Below are 20,673 nucleotides of genomic sequence, written 5' to 3' on the forward strand. Positions count from 1 at the left end.
GGGGCTGCGACCCCTCTTTTTCTCATGTGAACGCCTTTAATGCCGCTTTAGTAAACTTCATCGGCTTTTCAACCGGAGGCATAGGTATAGGCATAACAGCCGCAGGAGCGGGCGCGGGAGCAGCTATCGTCATCGTACCTGACCGATCCTTTTCTATCAGCCGCTTAACGTACTTTGAGAAATACTTATCCTGCTCCATTGCGAACTCATGCAGTCCGCGCTCATAGTCATTGTCTAGATTGAAGCTGACGGACGGTGTGATTCTCATTCATATAACTGCCTTGCCAGCTCGTAGAAGCCAATAGCATTCGCAAAGGTCGGTAGATGAATCTGCATACCGTTATGAGAGTTTAACTGCGGAATGATCGGCTGAACATTTTTATAGCGTTCAGATAGAACAGGTATCACTTCTTCCGTCACGCCGCCGCAGACATAAATCGGTTCTTCTTCACGCCACCTCAGTTTAGTTGTAGATTGAATCACGGCTCTAGCTAGGTTGTCAACGTTATCCCTACCGCCAGTAGTCTCCACGCCGTAATTGAACGTGCCGGAAGATTGATTGATGTGCTTGGCATCCGTCAGAGTTGCGAGGTTGACCGTTCCGCTCCCGATATCAATGATGTGTATGCGCCCGCTCTTAGGAGAAGCGAAGAATGCTCCGGTACCTTCGGCTACTACCTTGACTTGCTCGATTGTATAGTGAAATGTTTTCCGATTGACAATGATTTTATGAGGACCGACGAGCATATCTATGAGCTTCTTCTTCTCAGACGGTTTATGAGTCGCGATAGGCTGCCCCACGATAATATTAAACCTCAGGAAACCGGGGCAATACTTTTGAGTGTAACGATAGATTGCGAGCAGGACACGGATCACCGTATCGTCATGCGCCTTGTTATCGCCGTACATTCCAGATTCCCCGAACATATCCTCATAGGAAGCTAGAGTGCCTGCAAAGCCTTTCCTTCCGTTGTACTCGAATTCCATATCGTCCTCTCCAAAATCCTCCTCGATGTTCCGCTTGAACCAACTACAGATCGCAGTCCGGTATGAATCCACTCCGTAAGGTCCTGCTGTCTTAGCCCGATAGTTACCCGCGTCAATCCCCAAATTTAAAACGCTCATCAAAAACCCCTCCATTTTTGTAGTACAGTTGTGGCACATTCGAGAAATTAGAGGGAAATTTGTGCCACGCTTGTAGAACATTCTACGCAACAAAATTGGTTAATATGCAACCAATTCTCAGCATAAGCTAAAATAAGTCCGCTACTTGCTACTTGGTAGCGGTACTATAACCGAAAAAGGAGGATAGTCTTTGCAATGGCTTCGCAAAAAGAAAATTGAAGTCGAAGTTGAACGCAAAGAACGATCGGATAAGAAAGTGCAGGTCGCGCCCTACGTACCTATTCAGTTGAAACGCGAGATTGAGAGACTTGCATTTATCCTCGATCAGCCGGTGAAAACTACGGGTGAGCTGCTTTGTCATTACGGATTCAAGACGCACGACGTAACGCACCGCTTTGGAGACTATATGCAGACGGGCATTTTACTCGTAGGCAGCACGATGCATTACGGTCATGATATGAAGCCATCGTTGCGCGAACTTCCCGAACACGTCGAGACCGAGCGTATACACTTACGCTTTATTCGCGAGGAATACGACGACAATATTAAACTACTTGCGAGTTTACTAGACGTATCTCCGACGCGAGCTACCGCAGTCTTACTAGACTTTAGCATCCGCCATCACGGAATCATCGAGGAAATGCTACAGAAGCATACTAACCGTCTAGGATTAGGTTACGAGGAAGATGAAGAAATGCGGAAACTAATGCGCTTTATAAATCATCGCAATCCTTACAAGACATCGTGGAATCAAATACTCGTACAGTTAGTCGAAGGATTCTCGAAAAGAGCGCGCGGCCTCGGTAAACGGATACCGGATAAAGCCGTTGATCGCGAAACGTATCGCTGGACACTGGACGACTTTGACGAGTTCGAGCTAGCCGAGGATGATTCAGATTAGTATGTACGTTAATTTCGCGGTGTATACTATTCTAAATTGCCAGTACATTCCAATTGTACTATGATGGATATAAAATAAAATTAGGAGGCTATACAATGGCAAAACCCGAAAAATTGATTAAGTTTGCGCAGGAGCATTTAAACGGTGAAGAAGTCAAGTATTGGATATTCGGCGCATTCAAGTCGGAGATTATGGGAAAGAGTACGCTTCGTAACGGTTTATTTATCGCAACGGATCGGCAAGTATTCTTCTATTGCAAGAAGACATTCGGTTATGAAACGGAGTCATTTCCGTTCTCTAATATCTCAAGCATCGAAGCCGGAAAAGGCGCAATGGGCCACAAACTTAATATCTTCGCGTCCGGTAACAAGGCTGAAATGAGCATGATAAATACGGGGCAGTACGCGGAATTCGTCGAGTATGTACGTTCAAGGATCGGTAAGTCATCGGCACCTGCGCCAGTGGAAACGAAAGTTGATACTTCGGAGGAGCTGCGCAAATATAAAGCGCTAGTGGACGACGGCATCATTTCGGAGGAAGACTTCGCCGAGAAAAAGAAACAGCTGCTCGGAATTTAATACGGATATATATAGCGACTGCTTACGCGGTCGTTTTTCTTTTTTTGAATTAAAAAGCACCCCGTCCGTTATGGATAAGGGTACTTTTCCTGATTAATCACAGATATTTTCGTAGGCTACCTACTACCTCTTCTTTATCTAAATGAAGGTAACGTGTAGTGACAGCTAAATCACTATGGCCCAACGCCTTTGAAATAACAGCGACATTCGCGCCCCGATCAAGTAGACGTTTCGCAAAACCTCGGCGCAAAGCGTGAGGATTAATATTTTTCAGTCCGTATGTTTTCGTATAATTCCTAAGTCGCTTCTGAATTATGTTATTTGTCGGCGTACGTAATACGGAGTTTCCATGTTGCGTAATGAATATAAAATCATTCCTTGTCCGCTTTTCTTTCCTGATGCTTTCATTTTGACGGATTAATGCTGCAAGAAGACGCGCCAATGTTTCGTCAAACGGCAGAAAGATTTGATCGTGGTTTTTAAGTAACCCGCCGTCAATCTTGAAAATCTTCTCCTTCAAATCAACATGCGAGCTTCTAAGCTGCGCTACGGTATTTGAGCGCAATCCAGTCTGAAACATCACAAGAACCGCCGTGGCATCGCGTAGCTGCACGAAGTCGGTTAAATCCAGCAAGGAAAGCAGCGTCATGACCTCTTGCTCCGCAGCACCCTCTTTAACGGGCGTAGACACCCTTACATTGACCTGCCGCCAGAAGTTCACCGGTAGCCATCCGTTATGGAAGCAACGCGTTAGGAAGGCTTTTAGACACTTTAAACGCGTCAGCTTCGTTTGGTTGCTTACTTCCATGCTCGCAAGCCATTCGTAAATATGCTCGACAGTTAATTCTTCGAGCGTTTGCGCGCCGGTCACTTTAACGAAATGGAGAACGTGACGATTGTAGTCGCTAATTGTCCGCTCTCGCATTCCGGAAACTTCCATCTGACGCGTTACCGATTTAAGTGCGTCCGTAATCGAAAGACCGTCGACAGTTTCCTCCGCTTGAATTATTTTCCCTTCGTTTAGATCGCGTGAAGGCGTAACCGCAAATAAGTCCGTAAAATCTTCCGTTACGATTAAGGACTCACGCTTTTTCGACATGAAAAAACCTCCTAAGAACGAGTGAGTGATAAAATCGGCATAATACGATAATTGACCGTATCATTGACCGTTTCATTCAACGTCTTAGAAGGCGATAACAGCGCGGTTTATACCGCTTTTTAATACGTCCCAGGAGGGATTCGAACCCCCGACCCACAGCTTAGAAGGCTGTTGCTCTATCCAGCTGAGCTACTGAGACATGTTGTTTGGTAACTAGTGATTACCAACGACAAATTTTATTATAGGCAGGTCCGTTGGAAATGTCAACGTTAATTTGTGATATTTTTCATTTCCACTGCAATAACCGTTTCAAGATCCATATTTTTGAACGAAACTCGGTAGCCGCCATCCCATTCAATTTCAGCGAAAGTTGCTGGTTTACCTGCTCTTGGTAACTTTGTGCTCCCTGGATTAACGAATAATATTCCATCCCTCAGCTCAGCCGCGTACGAATGGGAATGGCCGAACAAGACGATGTCAGCCCCAATTTCTTGAGCCCCATAATACAATGGCAACATTGTCCGCTTGCAATCATGCTCATGTCCGTGCACCATCCAGATCTTCTTAGCGCCCACTTCTACTATGACTGAATCAGGAAAACGCGAATCCCTATCACAGTTGCCTTTCACAATATGGATGTTATGCAATATAGGATCTTCCCATGACAGTTCACTGTCACCACAATGAAAAACAGCATCCGCCTGCAATGCGGAAACGGTCTTCACCGTTTCCGTATCACCATGCGAATCACTCATGACAATAATCTTCATTGCTGTTCACCTAACGAATCTAACAACCGTGGTAATTGCTCCTTCAACTGGCGAAGTGCAGCCCCCCGATGAGAGATCTCCCCTTTTTCCTCTGGTGACAGTTCTGCCATCGCCCGTCCCTTTTCAGGTACATAGAAAATCGGATCATACCCGAAGCCGTTCGTGCCCCTTCGCTCTTCCAATATCAACCCTTCACAGCTTCCGGAAAATGTGACAGTTTCAACCCCAGGACCCGCAACCGCAAGAACGCAACGGAAGCGAGCTGTACGCTCCTGCTGAGGCACTCCTTGAAGCTCTGACAGTACTTTGTCGATATTCGCCTCATCATTCTTTTGCTCGCCTGCATAACGTGCAGAATAGACGCCCGGAGCCCCTTTTAGTTTATCGATTTCGAGTCCACTATCATCAGCGATAACGATAATCCCTAAGAGTTTTGAAACTTCCTCGGCTTTCAATACCGCGTTTTCCTCGAAGGTAACACCAGTCTCTTCTACATCGATGTCCTGATCTAGGTCATTTAATGTTTGCACTTCAAAACCGTACGGACTGAATAGTGTTTCAAAATCTTTAGCCTTCCCTTTATTGTTCGTTGCAATCATTAATTTCTTCATTGTTCGTCACCCTTTCTGCCAATCAGCGGTCCGATTTCCCCGAGCACTTCTTTTTGGATGTCGATTAACCGTTGGATGCCGTATTCCGCAAGTTCGACGAGGTCATTCATCTCTTGTCTAGTAAAAGTCGATTCCTCACCGGTGCCTTGTAATTCAACAAATTCCCCAGCACCCGTCATGACGACGTTCATATCGACAGCTGCTGTCGAGTCCTCTGGATAATCAAGATCCAAAATCAATTCGCCTTCTTCCGTCTTCCCAACACTTATTGCAGCTAAATAGTCACGGATTGGAAATTGTGTCAATTCCTTTTCCTTCGCCAATTTGGAGACTGCTATACTCATGGCGACAAACGCACCTGTAATGGATGCCGTACGTGTACCTCCATCCGCTTGAATCACATCACAATCGATCCAGATCGTCCGTTCCCCAAGCGCCTTAAGATCTATCACCGCGCGCATTGCTCGTCCGATCAAGCGCTGGATCTCCATCGTTCTTCCGCCCACTTTCCCTCGTGAGGATTCCCGTTGAGTCCGCTGACCGGTTGCACGGGGAAGCATTGAGTATTCTGCCGTCACCCAACCTTGTCCACTCCCTCGTAGAAAAGGCGGAACCCTTTCCTCAATGGATGCCGTGCAAATCACCTTCGTATTCCCTACGGAAATGAGCACCGACCCTTCCGGATGAATCAAATAGTCCGTCTCGATCGTTACCGGCCTTCCCATGTTTGCATTTCTTCCATCATGCCTCATATTGGATACCCTCCACAATTCGAATTCAGCATCCATCTTACCATACTCATTTTAACCATAGCAAAAACCCGGTTGCCTTTATTGGCAGCCGGGTTTCCCTAGAACGATATGTCTAACGTCAGGTCTTTCTATTCCGAGCCAATCGATTGCAATCGATCGGAACCCTTCCAATTCGCCTGTCGTGTAAAAAATCGGATCTTTCCGCTCGCCGGAGATGTTCTCAAGACGCAATTTGGATAAAACTTTCTCCACATCCCGCACTGTCTCATACGCTGATGAGACAATCGTAACACCTGCGGGTAATTGTTCTTGTATTTGATTATACAAAAGTGGATAATGCGTGCATCCCAAAATGGCTGTGTCGAATTCCATGTGCGCAATCGGATCCAAAGATCTTTTTACAACTGGTCGAATGTCCATCTGTTTGTACTGACCACTTTCAACAAGGGGAACAAACTCCGGACAGGCAAGCGGAACAATTTCCGCATCTGCCGAAATAGCGGAGATAGCATTCTCGTATGCCTGGCTTTTGATCGTCCCGACAGTACCTAAAACCGCGATCTTTCTTGTGGATGAAACTCGCGTAGCTGCCCTTGCCCCCGGTTCGATTACCCCTAAGACGGGAAAAGGGAACTGTTCACGCAACAAATCCAACGTCACCGCAGTAGCTGTATTGCAAGCGACGACAAGCATTTTAATTCCCATTTTGGCAAGAGCGGAAGCCATCTCCATTGTAAATTCCTTCACTTCTTCAACTGAACGTGGCCCGTATGGACAACGCGCATCATCGCCTATATAAATGATTGTTTCTGTAGACAAATATTGTAACATTTCCTTTACGACGGTTAATCCGCCAACTCCGGAATCTATGACTCCGATCGGTGCATTATTCCGGTTCATCAATCTTTGATCATCTCTTTATGAAGCTTTGTTAATAATCGGGAAAACTCGTTTATTTCTACTTCTGTAAAATCTTCCAGAACATCATTTAAGTATTTTCGTCGTTTATCGATCACTTCTTCGATGATTCGTTCTCCCTCATCGAGCAAGTGGATGCGCACGACTCGCCGGTCTTGCTCATCACGCACTCTCTTCACGAGCTTGTTATTTTCCATGCGATCAACAAGATCTGTCGTTGTACTAAATGCAAGATACATCTTATTCGATAAATCGCCGATCGTCATGTCTCCATGCTCGAAAAGCCATTGCAAAGCAATGAACTGGGGAGGAGTGATCGTATAATTGCTTAATATTTTTCGACCTTGTTGTTTAATGATTCCGGATATATATCGAAGTTCCTTTTCCATCCGAGCAATGTTCTCGGTACCATTTAGACTCATTGCGTTATGTTCCGCCACATATACCAGCTCCCTGAAAACGAATACTGTCTACTTATTGTCACCTTTTTCGTCATATAACGCAACAATTTTATAAAGGATTATAAGTATAAGAAGTTATTTCCAGGGAACTGAGCATATGGCACATTGATATATATGACGGCTTCATAACGACTAAGTCTATATTTTAAGGAACGTCAATAATTTGTTTAGTTCAGTTTCAGTTCCCCTAATCGCAACAATTCGACAATCGCTTGTGCCCTACCGGATACTCCTAATTTTTGAATTGTATTAGAAATATGGTTCCGGACGGTTTTTTCGCTAATGCCGAGCCGTCCTGCGATTTCTTTCGTCGTATGATCATCTACTAATAGATGAAAAATTTCTCGCTCCCTTGCTGTAAGCAAAGAACGGTTTTTCATTTCTCCTGTCAAGACGCGCCCCCTCCTATCCACGTTCACTTTACAATATGTGAGGAGGGTTTAGGCTGTGCCGGCTCGTTCATCATTTTACAAGGAAAACCCGGATTTTTGATCGTCTTTCCAAGGAACAGATTTACCAGTTGTCCTATCGATTTGGACAATCGCTCCTCTCCCTGTAAACACGATTTCGCCCTTCGCATTTTTCGCCATATAATGTATGTCCACAGAGCTGTTCCCGACAGCTGCTGTTTTGACAAAAATCGACAGTTGTTCATCAAAGAATACTTGCTTCATATAGTCACATTGCAGATCGGCTACAACTGGTATTGTCGTTCCGTTCGGGTCAAGCCAGTCCGCCATGTGTCCGACATGTTTAAAATATTCGATTCGTGCATATTCAAAGTATGCAAAGGTAACTGTATTGTTTAAATGCCCGTACATGTCCGTTTCAGAAAAACGAACGGTTACAGGTACTGAAAATGTGAACTCTTCACTCCACTTTTCCATGTTTTCAATATAAGCAATCCTCAACATTCCCACTCCCCTTTATCAATTACGCCTCGGCGTAATTGCGTCCGGATTTTGAATTGTGCTTGCACAATTCAAAATCCGTGACATCCGCCGGAGGCTTTATCTTTGTTCAGCTGGCCAATGAACATCCACTGGACAGGAGTTAAAACTTGATTTCATCCCGCCACCTATAAAGATAGGTTTTTGCTGAACAAAGATAAAATGAATGAACATTCATTCTTTTAGTATATCAAATAAGTCGTAAACATCCAATATATCATCTGATCTCCAATATTCGCGGCTAGCTTTGGGCGCGAGACTTCTTTATTACAAAAAAGAACTGTCTCAGAAAGCCGTTTGTCGACTTTCTGGACAGTTCCATTAAAAGATTATTCTTAGTCTACCATATGGTCGCTTCCGAAGAAGTTTTTGAACATTTGTACTGTCGTTGCGCGGTTCAAGGCAGCGATGGAAGTTGTCAAAGGAATGCCTTTCGGGCATGCGACGACACAGTTTTGTGAGTTACCGCATTCGCCGATTCCACCATCGGACATGATTGTCGCAAGACGTTCGTCTTTGTTCATAGCACCTGTTGGATGCGAGTTGAAAAGGCGCACTTGTGACAATATTGCAGGACCGATGAAGTTCGATTTGTCGTTGACGTTCGGGCAAGCCTCAAGGCACACACCGCAAGTCATACATTTTGACAATTCGTAAGCCCATTGACGTTTACGCTCAGGCATACGTGGACCTTCACCTAAATCGTAAGTGCCATCAATCGGAATCCATGCTTTGACTCGTTTAAGGGAATCGAACATGAATTCTCGGTCTACTACAAGATCTCGGACAACCGGGAAAGTTCTCATCGGCTCGAGTTTGATCGGCTGTGTCAGCTGATCGACCAAAGCCGTACAAGATTGGCGAGGGCGTCCGTTAATCACCATTGAACATGCACCGCAAACTTCTTCTAGGCAGTTCATGTCCCAGTTGACTGGAGTCGTTTTCTTTCCTTGTGCATTCACCGGGTTACGACGGATTTCCATCAGAGCGGAAATGACGTTCATGTTCGGTCTGTATGGGATTTCAAAGCTTTCCCAATACGGTTTTGAATCAGGTGTATCTTGACGCTGTATTTCAAACTTGACCGTTTTACTTGCAGTTTGCTGTTCAAGGACAGCCGTATTTTGCTCAGTCACTTATGTCAATCTCCTTTCTTCGCTGAATAGTCACGTTTACGCGGCGGAATCAAGGATACATCCACTTCTTCATAAGAAAGGATCGGCGCAGATTCTCCGTCGAATTGTGCGATCGTTGTTTTCAAGAAGTTTTCGTCGTCACGGTCAGGGAATTCCGGTTTGTAATGCGCACCGCGGCTTTCATTACGATTCAGTGCCCCTAAAGTGATGACTCGAGCTAAGTATAGCATGTTTTTCAACTGGCGAGTGAACGTTGCACCTTGGTTGGACCATTGTTGTGTATCGCCAATATTGATATTTTCGTAACGTTCAAGAAGTTCTTGAATCTTGTAGTCTGTTTCTTGCAATTTATCATTGTAACGAACTACCGTTACGTTATCTGTCATAATTTCTCCAAGTTCCTTATGCAGCATATACGCGTTCTCGTTGCCATCCATTTTCAACGTGTCGTCCCATTTTTGCTGTTCGTCTTTTACAGCCAAATCGAACAATGTTGATGGAAGTTCGTCTGCAGTGCGCTTTATGCCGCGCATATACTTGACCGCTTCCGGACCGGCAACCATCCCGCCGTAAATAGCGGAAAGGAGGGAGTTCGCACCAAGACGGTTTGCACCGTGCTGAGAATAATCACATTCGCCAGCTGCAAACAGACCAGGGATGCTTGTTTGCTGCTCGTAATCGACCCATAGTCCGCCCATTGAATAGTGGACAGCTGGGAAGATTTTCATTGGCAATTTACGTGGATCGTCGCCTGTGAATTTCTCGTAAATTTCAATAATTCCACCGAGTTTAATATCCAGTTCTTTCGGATCTTTATGGGAAAGGTCGAGGTATACCATGTTTTCCCCGTTAACACCCAATTTTTGATTTACACAGACATCGAAAATCTCACGAGTCGCGATATCACGTGGAACGAGGTTTCCGTAGTCAGGATATTTTTCTTCAAGGAAGTACCATGGCTTACCGTCTTTATATGTCCAAATACGTCCACCTTCACCACGAGCAGATTCACTCATAAGACGAAGTTTATCGTCTCCAGGGATGGCAGTCGGGTGAATTTGGATGAATTCCCCGTTTGCATATTTAGCCCCTTGCTGATAAACGATGGAAGCAGCAGAACCCGTATTGATGACAGAGTTCGTCGATTTACCAAAGATGATTCCAGGACCGCCTGTTGCCATAATAACTGCGTCGCCAGGGAATGCTTTGATTTCCATAGATTGCATGTTTTGTGCTTTAATGCCTCGGCAAATTCCTTCATCATCCATGATAATACCGAGGAACTCCCAGTGTTCATACTTTTGAACAAGGCCCGCTACTTCATGGCGACGAACTTGCTCGTCCAAAGCATAAAGAAGTTGTTGGCCTGTCGTAGCGCCCGCAAAAGCGGTACGGTGATGCAATGTACCACCGAAACGGCGGAAATCCAATAATCCTTCAGGAGTACGGTTGAACATAACTCCCATCCGGTCCATCAAGTGAATGATCCCCGGAGCAGCTTCTGTCATCGCTTTTACAGGAGGTTGGTTCGCAAGGAAGTCACCTCCGTAAACTGTATCATCAAAATGGATTGCAGGTGAGTCCCCCTCACCTTTCGTATTCACTGCGCCGTTAATGCCGCCTTGTGCACAAACGGAGTGGGAGCGCTTTACCGGAACGAGCGAGAATAGGTCTACTCCGACCCCTTCTTCCGCAGCTTTGATAGTTGCCATCAATCCGGCAAGCCCGCCGCCGACGACAATCAATCTGCCTTTTGCCATTATTGATTCACTCCTCAAGTTTTACATAATCTTATAATTAAATTAACCTCAAGTTTGCTACTATTATAGTTAAATCATCTACTAATTATACGAACGCCAATAATGCTTGAACACCAATTACAGAAAGTACTAAGAATGCTAAGATTGTAATATAAGAAACGATTTTTTGCGAACGAGGAGATTGTGCAATTCCCCAAGTTACCGCGAACGACCATAGGCCATTTGCCAAGTGGAATGTTGCTGCAAGAACTCCTGCGATATAGAACGCAAGCATGAACGGGTTATCCAGAATGTTCGCCATCATGTCGAAGTTCACTTCAGCACCAAGTGCTTTTTGAATTCTTGTTTCATAGATATGCCAAGCTATGAAAATGACTAGGAAAACACCAGTTACACGTTGCAATAGGAACATCCAGTTGCGGAACGTTCCGTAGCGCTGAACATTGTTTTTCGCAGTGAAAGCTATGTACACACCGTAAAACGCATGGAACATTAACGGAATATAGATAATGAACCATTCCAAGAATAGGACGAACGGTAAGTTCCCCATGAAATTGGACGCGTTGTTAAATGCCTCTTCACCGCGAGTTGCGAAATGGTTGACCACCAAGTGTTGAGTAAGGAACAACCCAACCGGAATAATTCCGAGCAAAGAATGCAGTCGGCGCAAGAAAAAATCTGAATCTCTTGACAAGTCTTTTACCCTCCCTTGTTAATGAAGAATGTCGAATAACATCGTCACTGTTTGTACAAATGATAGAAGTACACGGCATCCCTCTTGATGTTACAATATTATAACATGTTCATTGTACTCCTCACTTTTAAAGAGGTCAAGGCGATGAGGACTTTTCTCTACTTAGCAAAAAGCCCTTACATAACCCGATTTCCCCGAAAGGACTGCATAATCATTGAATAAACAAACTATAAATAAACAATCTTATGAAACTCCATCACAATTAGGATATGAAATTATTAGGGATCATGTGCTGCCGAACATATTAGGTAAACACGAGGATGATATTCTTTATTGGTCGGGTAAGGAAGTTGCAAGAAAATTTCCGATTTTTTCAGTAGATGAATTACCGGATTTTTTCCGCGAAGCAGGTTGGGGGCATCTCACCGCCTACGATGGAAAAACTGCTAAAGACGAAGCTATATTCATATTGGAAATAACTGATCAAACAGTTTTGGAAAACAGGTCTTATCATCTTGAAGCAGGTTTCATTGCTGAACAGTTCCAAAAGTTGAACGGATTCCTCACCGAATGCTATGCCGAAAAATTCCCGAAAGAAAACCATATACGTTTTCTAGTGAAATGGGATACGAAAACACAAGTATAAGTTATCCGGGCGAATAAACATTTTCACGTATAAAAATATGAAGAAAAAGGGCTCATCAGCAATCGGATGAAGCCCTTTTTCAATTTTCTTCTTTCAGATATTCGACAACCGTTTCGGCTACTTTCATTGGAAGACCTGCATCTTTCAGTTCCGTAACAGTCGCTTCGCGAATTTTCTTAACTGAACCAAAATGCTTCAGCAGCTGCTGTTTCCTCTTAGGACCGACTCCTGGCAAGCCATCTAAAACAGATGTCAATGAATTGGCATCCCTCCGTTGCCTATGAAACGTAATGACAAACCGATGCACTTCATCTTGTATGCGTTGGAGTAAATAAAACGCTTCACTCGTCCGCTTTAACGGTACGACCTCAACCGGGTTCCCGTACAGTAATTGAGCAGTCTGATGCTTTTCGTCCTTTGCTAGTCCCGCAATGGGAATGGACAAGCCGAGTTCATCCTCAATGACTTCGCGAGCAATTTCCATCTGGCCTTTACCGCCATCAATGATGATCAGGTCAGGCAACGGAAGTTGGTCCCTCAATACGCGGACGTACCGTCTTCTGATCACTTCTCGCATTGCCCCGTAATCATCATGGGCAGCCGCTGTCCTCGTTTTGTATTTCCGGTAATCTTTTCGGTTCGGTTTTCCGTCAAGGAAAGAAACCATAGCTGATACTGGATCGACTCCTCCAGTATGCGAGTTATCAAATGCCTCAATCCGCAACGGCGTTGCAATTCTCATCGCCTCACCAAGTTCCTCACAAGCACCGATTGTCCTCTGTTCCTGACGCTCGATAAGCTGGAATTTCTCACGTAAAGAAATCTTTGCATTTTTACTCGATAAATTGACAAGATCTTTTTTCTTACCCCTTTGCGGGATGAACACGTTTACTTGTAATAATTGCTGGACAATTTCCTTGTCGATCCCTTCAGGCAACAATATTTCCTTTGGCAAAAGATGGCCGGACTTTCCGTAAAACTGACCGATGAACGTCAGCATTTCCTCTTCTGGATCCTGATAGAGCGGGAAGATGGAAACGTCTCTTTCGATTAACTTCCCTTGACGGACAAAAAATACTTGGACGCACATCCAACCTTTCTCGACAGCATATCCAAATACATCCCGGTCGGTGAAATCATTCATCATCATCGTCTGTTTCTCCATGACGGCCTCGATATTCGCAATTTGGTCTCGGTACTCTTTTGCCCTTTCGAACTCAAGATTCTCTGCAGCTGACGTCATTTTCTCCGTCAACTCTTTTTTCACACTTTTATATCCACCGTTTAGAAAACGGCTTATATCGTCCACCATTTCCTTATACGTTTCCTGTTTGACTTCATTCACGCATGGGGCAAGGCATTGGCCTAAATGATAATAGAGGCAAACGCGGTCCGGAAGTTGATGGCATTTTCGGTATGGATATAAACGGTCAAGTAATTTTTTCGTCTCATGTGCAGCGGTCGCGTTTGGATAGGGACCGAAATACTTTCCCTTATCCTTTTTCAATTGCCTCGTGACGATCAGCTTAGGATGTCGCTCCGAAGTGATTTTCAAATACGGATACGTTTTATCATCTTTCAGCATAATATTGTATTTTGGGTCATGTTGCTTTATGAGGTTCAGCTCTAAAATGAGCGCCTCGATATCCGATGACGTAACGATATATTCGAAATCCTCTATTTCTCCGACAAGTCGCTGGGTTTTTGCATCATGCGTTCCGGTGAAATAACTGCGGACTCTGTTTTTCAAGATTTTCGCCTTACCTACGTAAATAATCGTGCCTTGGCGATCTTTCATTAAATAGCAACCCGGCAAGTCCGGCAGCAAGGACAGTTTATGTTCTATTTTTTCATTCATCTTTCTCACCTACCAAAAAACCGGGATCCTCTGCAGGCCCCGGTTTCAAGTAATTCATTACGCATGTTTTTCGATCATTTCAGCAAGTTGTTCTTTCGGTTGGAAACCGACAACTTTATCGACAATCTCCCCATCTTTGAAAAGAACGAGCGTCGGGATTGACATAATGCCGAATTCGCCAGCAGTTGCTTGGTTTTCATCGACATCGACTTTAACGATCTTTGCTTTACCGTTTAGATCGCCATCGAGTTCTTCCAAAACTGGAGCAATCATTTTACAAGGTCCGCACCATGTTGCCCAAAAGTCAACAAGGACAAGACCGTCTTTTGTTTGTTCTTTAAAGTCTTGGTCAGTTGCATGTGTAATAGCCATTTAATTCCCCTCCTTTAGTAAATCCAACTATGTCTGCATTATAGCATGTCAAATATTGACGAGCGAAACATCTGCTTGAATGAAGTAGGAATTACACTATAGATAGGAATTCCCTCAGCCTGATTGAAAACGCTTGTCAGCCTAGGCGCGAAGTGGAGCGAAGACGCGAATAGAACTAAAGTTCATGAGCGGACGAGCGACACGAGCAACAACGGATGCGAGCGTTTGTCAACAGGCTGAGAATTAATTCGTTTTAATCTTTTTGATTTCTTCAATCATCATTGGGATGACTTCGAACAAGTCCCCTACGATTCCGTAATCCGCCACTTTGAAAATATTAGCTTCCGGATCTTTATTGATGGCCACAATGACCTTCGAGTTGGACATGCCCGCCATATGCTGGATAGCGCCCGAAATTCCTGCTGCGATATACAGATCAGGAGTTACGACTTTACCAGTCTGCCCAATTTGCAAAGAATAATCGCAGTAATCAGCATCACATGCTCCACGGGATGCACCAACTGCACCGCCAAGCAATTTTGCCAATTCTTCAAGAGGCGCAAAACCTTCCGCACTTTTTACACCACGGCCGCCAGCGACGACAACTTTTGCTTCCGATAAATCGACGCCTTCCGTCGATTTACGGACGACTTCGCTAATGACAGATCGTAAATTCGTAATGTCGACCGATACGGATGAGACGTCACCCGAACGGCTTTCGTCTTTTTCAAGTGGTTCAATATTGTTCGGACGGACTGTAAAGAAGAGTAGACCATCCTTGTTTTTCACTTTTTCAAACGCCTTCCCGGAATAGATCGGTCGGATGAAAACTGCGTCGTCACCTTCCCCTTCGATTGCTGTTACGTCAGATATTAATCCTATTGCTAGTTTACTAGCAATCTTCGGAGACAGATCCTTCCCAAGTGCAGTATGTCCGAACACGATAGCGTCTGGCTTTTCCTGCTCATAGACAGCCATGAACGCTTGACCGAAACCGTCAGATGTATAATGTTTCAAATGCGGATGTTCAACAGTGATGACACGATCCGCACCATATTTAATCATCTCTTCCCCCAAAGATTGCACAGCGTCGCCAAATAGCAAACCGACGATTTCCCCGCCGCCCGCTACCGTTTTGGCTGCTGCAATCGTCTCAAACGAAACATTCCGCAATGCCCCTTCACGAGCTTCACCAAGCACTACTACTTTTTTAGACATATACAGTCCCTCCCATTACAATATGAAAATCACGCAATCAATCACGCCTCGGCGTGATTGCGTCCGGATTCTTTCGAACCTTCTCGAAAAACTAAAAATCCGTGACATCCGCCGGAGGCGCTTTGATTTGATTTGCTAGAATCAAATCAAAGCACTTTTGCTTCTTTATGCAGAAGATCTACGAGCTCTTTCACTTGATCGGACAAGTCGCCTTCGAGTACGCGTCCAGCCGCTTTTTGAGGTGGTAGATAAATTTCGATTGTTTCCGTCTTCGCTTCCACATCATCCTCATCAAGATCCAGATCATCCAACTCCAGTTCTTCGAGCGGCTTTTTCTTCGCCTTCATAATGCCTGGTAAAGACGGATAGCGAGGCTCGTTCAGACCTTGCTGTGCTGTGACCAATAATGGCAAGGACGTTTCTATCGTTTCAGAATCCCCTTCAACGTCACGAATAATCTTTACGGATGTACCGTCGATTTCAAGATTTGTAATTGTTGTTACATAATTGATTCCGAGCAATTCTGCAACACGCGGTCCAACTTGGCCGGATCCGCCGTCAATCGCCACGTTCCCCGCTAGGATAAGATCCGCATTTTTGTCTTTTAAGTATTCCGCGATGATTTTAGCAGCCGTGAACTCGTCCATTTCATCAAGGTCGTCCTCGGTATTAATGAGAACGGCTTTGTCTGCCCCCATTGCAAGTGCCGTCCGAAGCTGTTTTTCAGCCTCTTCGTCACCGATTGTAATGACGGTTACTTCCCCGCCATGTTCATCGCGTACTTGAATCGCTTCCTCTATTGCATATTCATCGTATGGGTTAATGATGAATTCAGCACCGTCTTCGACAATTTTTCCGTTCGAAACAGCAATTTTCTCCTCAGTGTCAAAAGTACGTTTCACTAATGCATAAATGTTCATATTGCGTACCTCCTCGGCTTTTTTAATTCCCTTTGAATTGTGGTTCCCTTTTTTCTATGAATGCTTGGATTCCCTCTTTAGCATCCTCCGATACGAAAACCTCTCCGAACGAATCAGCCTCGGCTTTCACCCCTTCATAGAACGAGTCCGTTTTCGTAAATTGAAGCATACGGAGTGCGGCTCTCATAGCAATCGGGCTTTTCTTTGCAATCTTTTTCGCCAGTTCCATCGTTTTTGGAAGTAGCTCTTCTTCCGGGAACGCGTGATTAGCTAGACCCCATCTAACTGCCTCTTCCCCAGTAATCGCATCGCTCGTCAACAGCATTTCTGCCGCCTTGGCCATCCCGACGTAACGAGGCAAGCGTTGCGTGCCCGCAAACCCCGGGATAAGACCTAATTGCAATTCAGGCAGTCCGAGCTTAGCTTTCTCCGTAACAATTCGGATATGGCAACCCATTGCTAATTCTAGTCCGCCGCCAAGTGCTGCACCATGAATAGCAGCGATGATTGGCTTGTTGAAGCTTTCCATCCGTTCAAAAACGTCCTGTCCGGCAGAAGCTAGCTTGGAAAATTGTTCTCCTGATGTCACTGTCGTAAATTCCTTAATATCGGCGCCTGCCGAAAAGAATTTACCTTCCCCATAAAGCACAATGACTCTTACGGAATCGTCATTTTCCACTTCGTCCAATATCCGATCGATTTCCTGGATAAGACCGCTGGACAATGCATTTGCAGGAGGCCTGTTAATAGCAATGGATGCTACTCCTTCTTCAATCGTCATTTTCAAAAACTCCATCTTTCCCCACCCTTTCTAAAAACGCTTACTTCAACATCGTTCATCGTACGTATTTTAAGCCTTCATTCCATTTAAGATAAGGCGATGAACTTCTGGTGCCAATTTCATCAAATCATATTTTTGATCATTCATTACCCACGAGGTAATCGTTTCGTCAATCGTTCCAAACACCATTTGACGTGCTAACCGGATGTCGATTCTGCCGTCAAATTCACCTTTTTTGATACCTTCTTTTAAAATGGTATCGAGCAATGTCAAATACTCCTTCAATACTTCATTGATCCTGTAGCGGAGTTCTTTGTTTGATTGCCGCAATTCCAACTGGGTTACAATGGCTAGGTGGCGGTCACCATTGAGTAAACTAAAATGGTTTTCAATCATCCTTGCTAGCATTTCTGTAGCAGTGATTTCTGTTTTCAATATTTCTTTAACGTTCTCCACAAAAACGCTCATCTTTTCACGGAACACGGAAATGAGGATATCCTCTTTATTTTTGAAATAAAGATAAATCGTTCCGTCCGCAACGCCTGCTTCCTTGGCGATTTTCGAGACTTGTGCCTGATGGTAACCGTTTTCGGCAATAACGATTACGGCTGCATCCACTATTTGTTTATATTTGGGTTTATCGCGTTTCAATTTTTTCACCACCAAAAAGAAGAAAATATGAATGACTATTCATTCATATTTTCATATTAATCGTTTATTTAATTGTCGTCAAGTCTTTCAAGAGGAAGTTTGCAATTCCTGCTCGATCTTCTTTTTCTCCTCATCCACGAGGGCACGCCGCAATATTTTACCAACTGCCGTTTTTGGCAGCTCTTTCCTGAACTCATATTGACGTGGCACTTTGAACGATGCCAAGTGCTCTCGGCAATACGCATCCAATTCTTCCTCTGTCACCGATTTCCCTTCTTTAAGAACGATATACGCCTTAACGGTTTCTCCTCGGTAAGCATCTGGAACTCCCGCTACAACACATTCTTGAATCGCCTCATGCTCGTAAAGTATTTCTTCGATTTCGCGCGGATAAATATTGAATCCACTCGCAATGATCATATCTTTCTTCCTATCGACAACATAGAAATGTCCTTCATCATCCATGTACCCTAAATCACCCGTCAAAAACCATCCATCCCGGAATGTTTCAGCCGTTTCCTCCGGTCGGTTCCAATAGCCTCTCATCACTTGAGGTCCTTTCACCGCAATTTCGCCAATTTCCCCACTTGGCAACGGTTCCGTCGATTCCGGACCTAAAATGCATGCATCTGTGTCTGGCCAAGGGACTCCAACCGATCCTTTAACACGTCTTTCCTCCCATACAAAATTCGCCATTGCTACTGGAGACGTTTCTGTCAAACCGTATCCTTCCACAAGTTTGCCACCAGTCACCTTTTCGAATTTCTCCTGTAGTTCGACAGGCAATGCAGCGGATCCACTTATACAGGCTTTGATGGATGATAGATCGTATTTCGATAAATCAGGGTGATTGAGCAATCCAATATAGATTGTCGGGGCTCCTGGGAACAGCGTCGGTTTCTGTTTATCGATTGTCTTCAGTGCGCTATCAAGGTCAAACTTCGGCAACAACACCATCTTATTGCCCTGCATGACTGATAAAACAAGAACAGTCGTCATACCATATACGTGGAAGAATGGCAAGATCCCCATGATTGTCTCTTTGCCTTCCTCACATTTATACAACCATGCATTGCACATTTGCGCGTTGCTGATCAGATTGGCGTGTGTTAGAATGACACCTTTCGGCGGTCCTGTCGTTCCCCCGGTATATTGAAGCAATGCAATGTCTTCATCATAATCAAATTCGTATGATATCGGATCAGGTTTAGCTATTTTCATAATCTCCGTGAACAAATGGTTCATGCCCCGGTGCTCCACTTTCACGATAACTCCGTACTCTTTTTTCTGGATGAAAGGATAAATAAGATTTTTTGGGAAAGGCAAGTAATCCTTAATTCCCGTAATGATGACGTGCTCCAATTTAGTTTCCTTGATAATCTTTGAAATCCTTCCATATAGAATATCAAGTGAAATGATTACCTTTGCCCCGGAATCCGCCATCTGGTAAGCTAATTCCCTTTCTGTATAAAGCGGATTTGTCTGTACGACAATTCCTCCAATATAGAGGATGCCATAATAGGCGATCGCTCCTTGAGGACAGTTCGGAAGCATGATGGCAACTCGGTCCCCCTTTTCAATGCCGAGTGTTCGCAAATAGTTGGCGAACTTCAATGCCGATTCATGAAACTCTTTGTAGCTAATGTCCTTGCCCAAGAAATGCATAGCGGTCTTTTCAGGATACTTGTTACTTGACCTTGTCAGAAATTCCTGAAGTGGAATCCGATCATAATCGATCGTCTTCGGTATTTCTGACGGATACAAATCTAGCCATGGTCTCCCCGTCATTGTAACCCCCCTTTTCCCATTCCAATACTTAGAAAATTCCATCTTCTAGTATTATATCGATAAATGAATCCGCTTTCAAATAGAATATTAATTTCCAAGTAAAAAAATGCCTTAACCGAAAAGTTTCGGTCAAGGCGTATTTGTGAACATCCAATATACTCCTACAATAATAAAAAGAACACAGACGACGATTAATATTTTAGATAATTTCTCCATATCAAGTCTCCTATGAAATGCTTGCTCCAATTACAAATGATAACCCAACGGATATCGTCAAGGAGATGAAGCCAACAGATCGGTTATCTTCTTCGATTTCCTTATCGATATTAAATTTCGGTGTCAGGAATTCAAAGAGGAAATAAGCGATGACGAGCAGGACAAATCCATAGAGACCCCACCCGATCATTTGCGGCAACGAATTATGCTGTTCAATTGAATATCGGAAAATATTGGCCACTCCAAATATCTTCCCTCCTGTCGCCATCGCAACAGCTACATTCCCTTTTCGAATTTCTTCCCAATTTTTATATTTAGTTACAAGTTCAAATAGCACCATCGAAACGATGAGGCAAAGGATTACAACGCTGAAATAGCCTGCAGTTTCCACAAGGGGATGGCTCCAAAACCCAGTTTCCGTCATTTGTTTGACTCCTTTGAAAATCATTCATCCTAACCTATACGATT

At 44.3% G+C, this 20,673-nt stretch carries 24 protein-coding genes and 1 tRNA gene; 3 read left to right on the forward strand and 22 right to left on the reverse strand.

Annotation, left to right across the window (positions count from 1 at the left end; all coding sequences use genetic code 11):
• Positions 1 to 22: 22 nt before the first annotated feature.
• A complete protein-coding gene (locus MHZ92_RS20210) occupies positions 23 to 268 on the reverse strand; it encodes a hypothetical protein (RefSeq protein ID WP_239433520.1) in 246 nt (81 codons plus the stop codon).
• The gene (locus MHZ92_RS20215) at positions 265 to 1,125 is read right to left on the reverse strand and encodes a ParM/StbA family protein (protein ID WP_239433521.1); all 861 of its coding nucleotides are present in this window, start codon (positions 1,123 to 1,125) and stop codon (positions 265 to 267) included. The genes MHZ92_RS20210 and MHZ92_RS20215 overlap by 4 nt, the downstream gene beginning before the upstream one ends.
• 190 nt (positions 1,126 to 1,315) lie before the next feature.
• Between MHZ92_RS20215 and MHZ92_RS20220 the strand changes: the two genes are divergently transcribed.
• Complete coding sequence (locus tag MHZ92_RS20220) at positions 1,316 to 2,026, forward strand: hypothetical protein (protein ID WP_239433522.1); 711 nt, start codon at positions 1,316 to 1,318, stop codon at positions 2,024 to 2,026.
• 95 nt (positions 2,027 to 2,121) lie between these two features.
• On the forward strand, positions 2,122 to 2,604 hold the full coding sequence (locus tag MHZ92_RS20225) for a PH domain-containing protein (RefSeq protein WP_239433523.1): 483 nt from the start codon (positions 2,122 to 2,124) through the stop codon (positions 2,602 to 2,604).
• 97 nt (positions 2,605 to 2,701) lie between these two features.
• Here MHZ92_RS20225 and MHZ92_RS20230 read toward each other — a convergent pair whose 3' ends face one another.
• The 12 genes from MHZ92_RS20230 to MHZ92_RS20285 all read right to left on the reverse strand — a co-directional run bounded on the left by MHZ92_RS20230 (position 2,702) and on the right by MHZ92_RS20285 (position 11,755).
• The gene (locus MHZ92_RS20230) at positions 2,702 to 3,703 is read right to left on the reverse strand and encodes a tyrosine-type recombinase/integrase (RefSeq protein WP_239433524.1); all 1,002 of its coding nucleotides are present in this window, start codon (positions 3,701 to 3,703) and stop codon (positions 2,702 to 2,704) included.
• Positions 3,704 to 3,828: 125 nt separating this feature from the next.
• Positions 3,829 to 3,902: transfer RNA gene (locus tag MHZ92_RS20235), tRNA-Arg, on the reverse strand.
• Between the two features lie 70 nt (positions 3,903 to 3,972).
• Entirely contained in the window at positions 3,973 to 4,473 is a 501-nt protein-coding gene (locus MHZ92_RS20240; protein ID WP_239433525.1) for a metallophosphoesterase, read from the reverse strand.
• Positions 4,470 to 5,084 (reverse strand): XTP/dITP diphosphatase, encoded by a 615-nt coding sequence (locus tag MHZ92_RS20245; RefSeq protein WP_239433526.1) that lies wholly within the window; start codon positions 5,082 to 5,084, stop codon positions 4,470 to 4,472. Before MHZ92_RS20245 ends, MHZ92_RS20240 begins: the two co-directional genes overlap by 4 nt.
• Positions 5,081 to 5,836, reverse strand: coding sequence for a ribonuclease PH (rph, locus tag MHZ92_RS20250; protein WP_239433527.1), 756 nt, complete (start codon positions 5,834 to 5,836; stop codon positions 5,081 to 5,083). The genes MHZ92_RS20245 and rph overlap by 4 nt, the downstream gene beginning before the upstream one ends.
• Before the next feature lie 78 nt (positions 5,837 to 5,914).
• Positions 5,915 to 6,736, reverse strand: coding sequence for a glutamate racemase (gene racE / locus MHZ92_RS20255; protein ID WP_239433528.1), 822 nt, complete (start codon positions 6,734 to 6,736; stop codon positions 5,915 to 5,917).
• Positions 6,736 to 7,176 carry a MarR family winged helix-turn-helix transcriptional regulator gene (locus tag MHZ92_RS20260; protein WP_239433549.1) on the reverse strand — a complete coding sequence of 147 codons (441 nt, stop codon included), beginning with the start codon at positions 7,174 to 7,176 and terminating at the stop codon, positions 6,736 to 6,738. The genes racE and MHZ92_RS20260 overlap by 1 nt, the downstream gene beginning before the upstream one ends.
• Before the next feature lie 206 nt (positions 7,177 to 7,382).
• Positions 7,383 to 7,595 (reverse strand): helix-turn-helix domain-containing protein, encoded by a 213-nt coding sequence (locus MHZ92_RS20265; protein WP_060204861.1) that lies wholly within the window; start codon positions 7,593 to 7,595, stop codon positions 7,383 to 7,385.
• An 87-nt stretch (positions 7,596 to 7,682) separates the two neighbouring features.
• Positions 7,683 to 8,129 (reverse strand): acyl-CoA thioesterase, encoded by a 447-nt coding sequence (locus MHZ92_RS20270; RefSeq protein WP_239433529.1) that lies wholly within the window; start codon positions 8,127 to 8,129, stop codon positions 7,683 to 7,685.
• Between the two features lie 371 nt (positions 8,130 to 8,500).
• Entirely contained in the window at positions 8,501 to 9,301 is an 801-nt protein-coding gene (sdhB, locus tag MHZ92_RS20275; RefSeq protein ID WP_239433530.1) for a succinate dehydrogenase iron-sulfur subunit, read from the reverse strand.
• Positions 9,302 to 9,306: 5 nt separating this feature from the next.
• Positions 9,307 to 11,061, reverse strand: a complete 1,755-nt coding sequence (gene sdhA / locus MHZ92_RS20280; protein ID WP_239433531.1) for a succinate dehydrogenase flavoprotein subunit — start codon at positions 11,059 to 11,061, stop codon at positions 9,307 to 9,309.
• 85 nt (positions 11,062 to 11,146) lie between these two features.
• On the reverse strand, positions 11,147 to 11,755 hold the full coding sequence (locus MHZ92_RS20285; protein ID WP_239433532.1) for a succinate dehydrogenase cytochrome b558 subunit: 609 nt from the start codon (positions 11,753 to 11,755) through the stop codon (positions 11,147 to 11,149).
• Positions 11,756 to 11,969: 214 nt separating this feature from the next.
• On the opposite strand from MHZ92_RS20285, the gene MHZ92_RS20290 reads away from it, so the two are divergent.
• Positions 11,970 to 12,401: a YslB family protein gene (locus MHZ92_RS20290; protein ID WP_239433533.1), complete on the forward strand. Its 432-nt coding sequence runs from the start codon at positions 11,970 to 11,972 to the stop codon at positions 12,399 to 12,401.
• A gap of 79 nt (positions 12,402 to 12,480) precedes the next feature.
• Here MHZ92_RS20290 and uvrC read toward each other — a convergent pair whose 3' ends face one another.
• From uvrC to MHZ92_RS20330, 8 genes are all read right to left on the reverse strand, one after another.
• On the reverse strand, positions 12,481 to 14,259 hold the full coding sequence (uvrC, locus tag MHZ92_RS20295; protein ID WP_239433534.1) for an excinuclease ABC subunit UvrC: 1,779 nt from the start codon (positions 14,257 to 14,259) through the stop codon (positions 12,481 to 12,483).
• A gap of 57 nt (positions 14,260 to 14,316) precedes the next feature.
• Positions 14,317 to 14,631, reverse strand: coding sequence for a thioredoxin (gene trxA, locus MHZ92_RS20300; RefSeq protein ID WP_239433535.1), 315 nt, complete (start codon positions 14,629 to 14,631; stop codon positions 14,317 to 14,319).
• 243 nt (positions 14,632 to 14,874) lie between these two features.
• Complete coding sequence (locus MHZ92_RS20305; protein ID WP_239433536.1) at positions 14,875 to 15,849, reverse strand: electron transfer flavoprotein subunit alpha/FixB family protein; 975 nt, start codon at positions 15,847 to 15,849, stop codon at positions 14,875 to 14,877.
• Positions 15,850 to 15,995: 146 nt separating this feature from the next.
• Complete coding sequence (locus MHZ92_RS20310; protein ID WP_239433537.1) at positions 15,996 to 16,769, reverse strand: electron transfer flavoprotein subunit beta/FixA family protein; 774 nt, start codon at positions 16,767 to 16,769, stop codon at positions 15,996 to 15,998.
• A 22-nt stretch (positions 16,770 to 16,791) separates the two neighbouring features.
• Entirely contained in the window at positions 16,792 to 17,565 is a 774-nt protein-coding gene (locus MHZ92_RS20315; RefSeq protein WP_239433538.1) for an enoyl-CoA hydratase, read from the reverse strand.
• A 54-nt stretch (positions 17,566 to 17,619) separates the two neighbouring features.
• Positions 17,620 to 18,201: a TetR/AcrR family transcriptional regulator gene (locus MHZ92_RS20320; protein ID WP_239433539.1), complete on the reverse strand. Its 582-nt coding sequence runs from the start codon at positions 18,199 to 18,201 to the stop codon at positions 17,620 to 17,622.
• Between the two features lie 87 nt (positions 18,202 to 18,288).
• The gene (locus MHZ92_RS20325) at positions 18,289 to 19,989 is read right to left on the reverse strand and encodes a long-chain-fatty-acid--CoA ligase (RefSeq protein ID WP_239433540.1); all 1,701 of its coding nucleotides are present in this window, start codon (positions 19,987 to 19,989) and stop codon (positions 18,289 to 18,291) included.
• A gap of 226 nt (positions 19,990 to 20,215) precedes the next feature.
• Positions 20,216 to 20,629, reverse strand: a complete 414-nt coding sequence (locus MHZ92_RS20330) for a DUF350 domain-containing protein (protein ID WP_239433541.1) — start codon at positions 20,627 to 20,629, stop codon at positions 20,216 to 20,218.
• Positions 20,630 to 20,673: the final 44 nt, after the last annotated feature.

Origin of the sequence: Sporosarcina sp. ACRSL (genome assembly GCF_022346605.1) — a bacterium.
Lineage (GTDB): Bacteria > Bacillota > Bacilli > Bacillales_A > Planococcaceae > Sporosarcina.

What these genes read in the sequence shown, in the direction of transcription:
- racE (WP_239433528.1), bottom strand. Translation starts at nt 6,736, where the DNA reads ATGAACCGGAATAATGCACCGATCGGAGTCATAGATTCCGGAGTTGGC.
- MHZ92_RS20325 (WP_239433540.1), bottom strand. Translation starts at nt 19,989, where the DNA reads ATGACGGGGAGACCATGGCTAGATTTGTATCCGTCAGAAATACCGAAG.
- sdhA (WP_239433531.1), bottom strand. Translation starts at nt 11,061, where the DNA reads ATGGCAAAAGGCAGATTGATTGTCGTCGGCGGCGGGCTTGCCGGATTG.
- MHZ92_RS20240 (WP_239433525.1), bottom strand. Translation starts at nt 4,473, where the DNA reads ATGAAGATTATTGTCATGAGTGATTCGCATGGTGATACGGAAACGGTG.
- MHZ92_RS20215 (WP_239433521.1), bottom strand. Translation starts at nt 1,125, where the DNA reads ATGAGCGTTTTAAATTTGGGGATTGACGCGGGTAACTATCGGGCTAAG.
- MHZ92_RS20225 (WP_239433523.1), top strand. Translation starts at nt 2,122, where the DNA reads ATGGCAAAACCCGAAAAATTGATTAAGTTTGCGCAGGAGCATTTAAAC.
- MHZ92_RS20305 (WP_239433536.1), bottom strand. Translation starts at nt 15,849, where the DNA reads ATGTCTAAAAAAGTAGTAGTGCTTGGTGAAGCTCGTGAAGGGGCATTG.
- MHZ92_RS20260 (WP_239433549.1), bottom strand. Translation starts at nt 7,176, where the DNA reads ATGAGTCTAAATGGTACCGAGAACATTGCTCGGATGGAAAAGGAACTT.
- uvrC (WP_239433534.1), bottom strand. Translation starts at nt 14,259, where the DNA reads ATGAATGAAAAAATAGAACATAAACTGTCCTTGCTGCCGGACTTGCCG.
- MHZ92_RS20230 (WP_239433524.1), bottom strand. Translation starts at nt 3,703, where the DNA reads ATGTCGAAAAAGCGTGAGTCCTTAATCGTAACGGAAGATTTTACGGAC.
- MHZ92_RS20245 (WP_239433526.1), bottom strand. Translation starts at nt 5,084, where the DNA reads ATGAAGAAATTAATGATTGCAACGAACAATAAAGGGAAGGCTAAAGAT.
- trxA (WP_239433535.1), bottom strand. Translation starts at nt 14,631, where the DNA reads ATGGCTATTACACATGCAACTGACCAAGACTTTAAAGAACAAACAAAA.
- rph (WP_239433527.1), bottom strand. Translation starts at nt 5,836, where the DNA reads ATGAGGCATGATGGAAGAAATGCAAACATGGGAAGGCCGGTAACGATC.
- MHZ92_RS20265 (WP_060204861.1), bottom strand. Translation starts at nt 7,595, where the DNA reads ATGAAAAACCGTTCTTTGCTTACAGCAAGGGAGCGAGAAATTTTTCAT.
- MHZ92_RS20310 (WP_239433537.1), bottom strand. Translation starts at nt 16,769, where the DNA reads ATGAACATTTATGCATTAGTGAAACGTACTTTTGACACTGAGGAGAAA.
- MHZ92_RS20210 (WP_239433520.1), bottom strand. Translation starts at nt 268, where the DNA reads ATGAGAATCACACCGTCCGTCAGCTTCAATCTAGACAATGACTATGAG.
- MHZ92_RS20270 (WP_239433529.1), bottom strand. Translation starts at nt 8,129, where the DNA reads ATGTTGAGGATTGCTTATATTGAAAACATGGAAAAGTGGAGTGAAGAG.
- MHZ92_RS20315 (WP_239433538.1), bottom strand. Translation starts at nt 17,565, where the DNA reads ATGGAGTTTTTGAAAATGACGATTGAAGAAGGAGTAGCATCCATTGCT.
- MHZ92_RS20330 (WP_239433541.1), bottom strand. Translation starts at nt 20,629, where the DNA reads ATGACGGAAACTGGGTTTTGGAGCCATCCCCTTGTGGAAACTGCAGGC.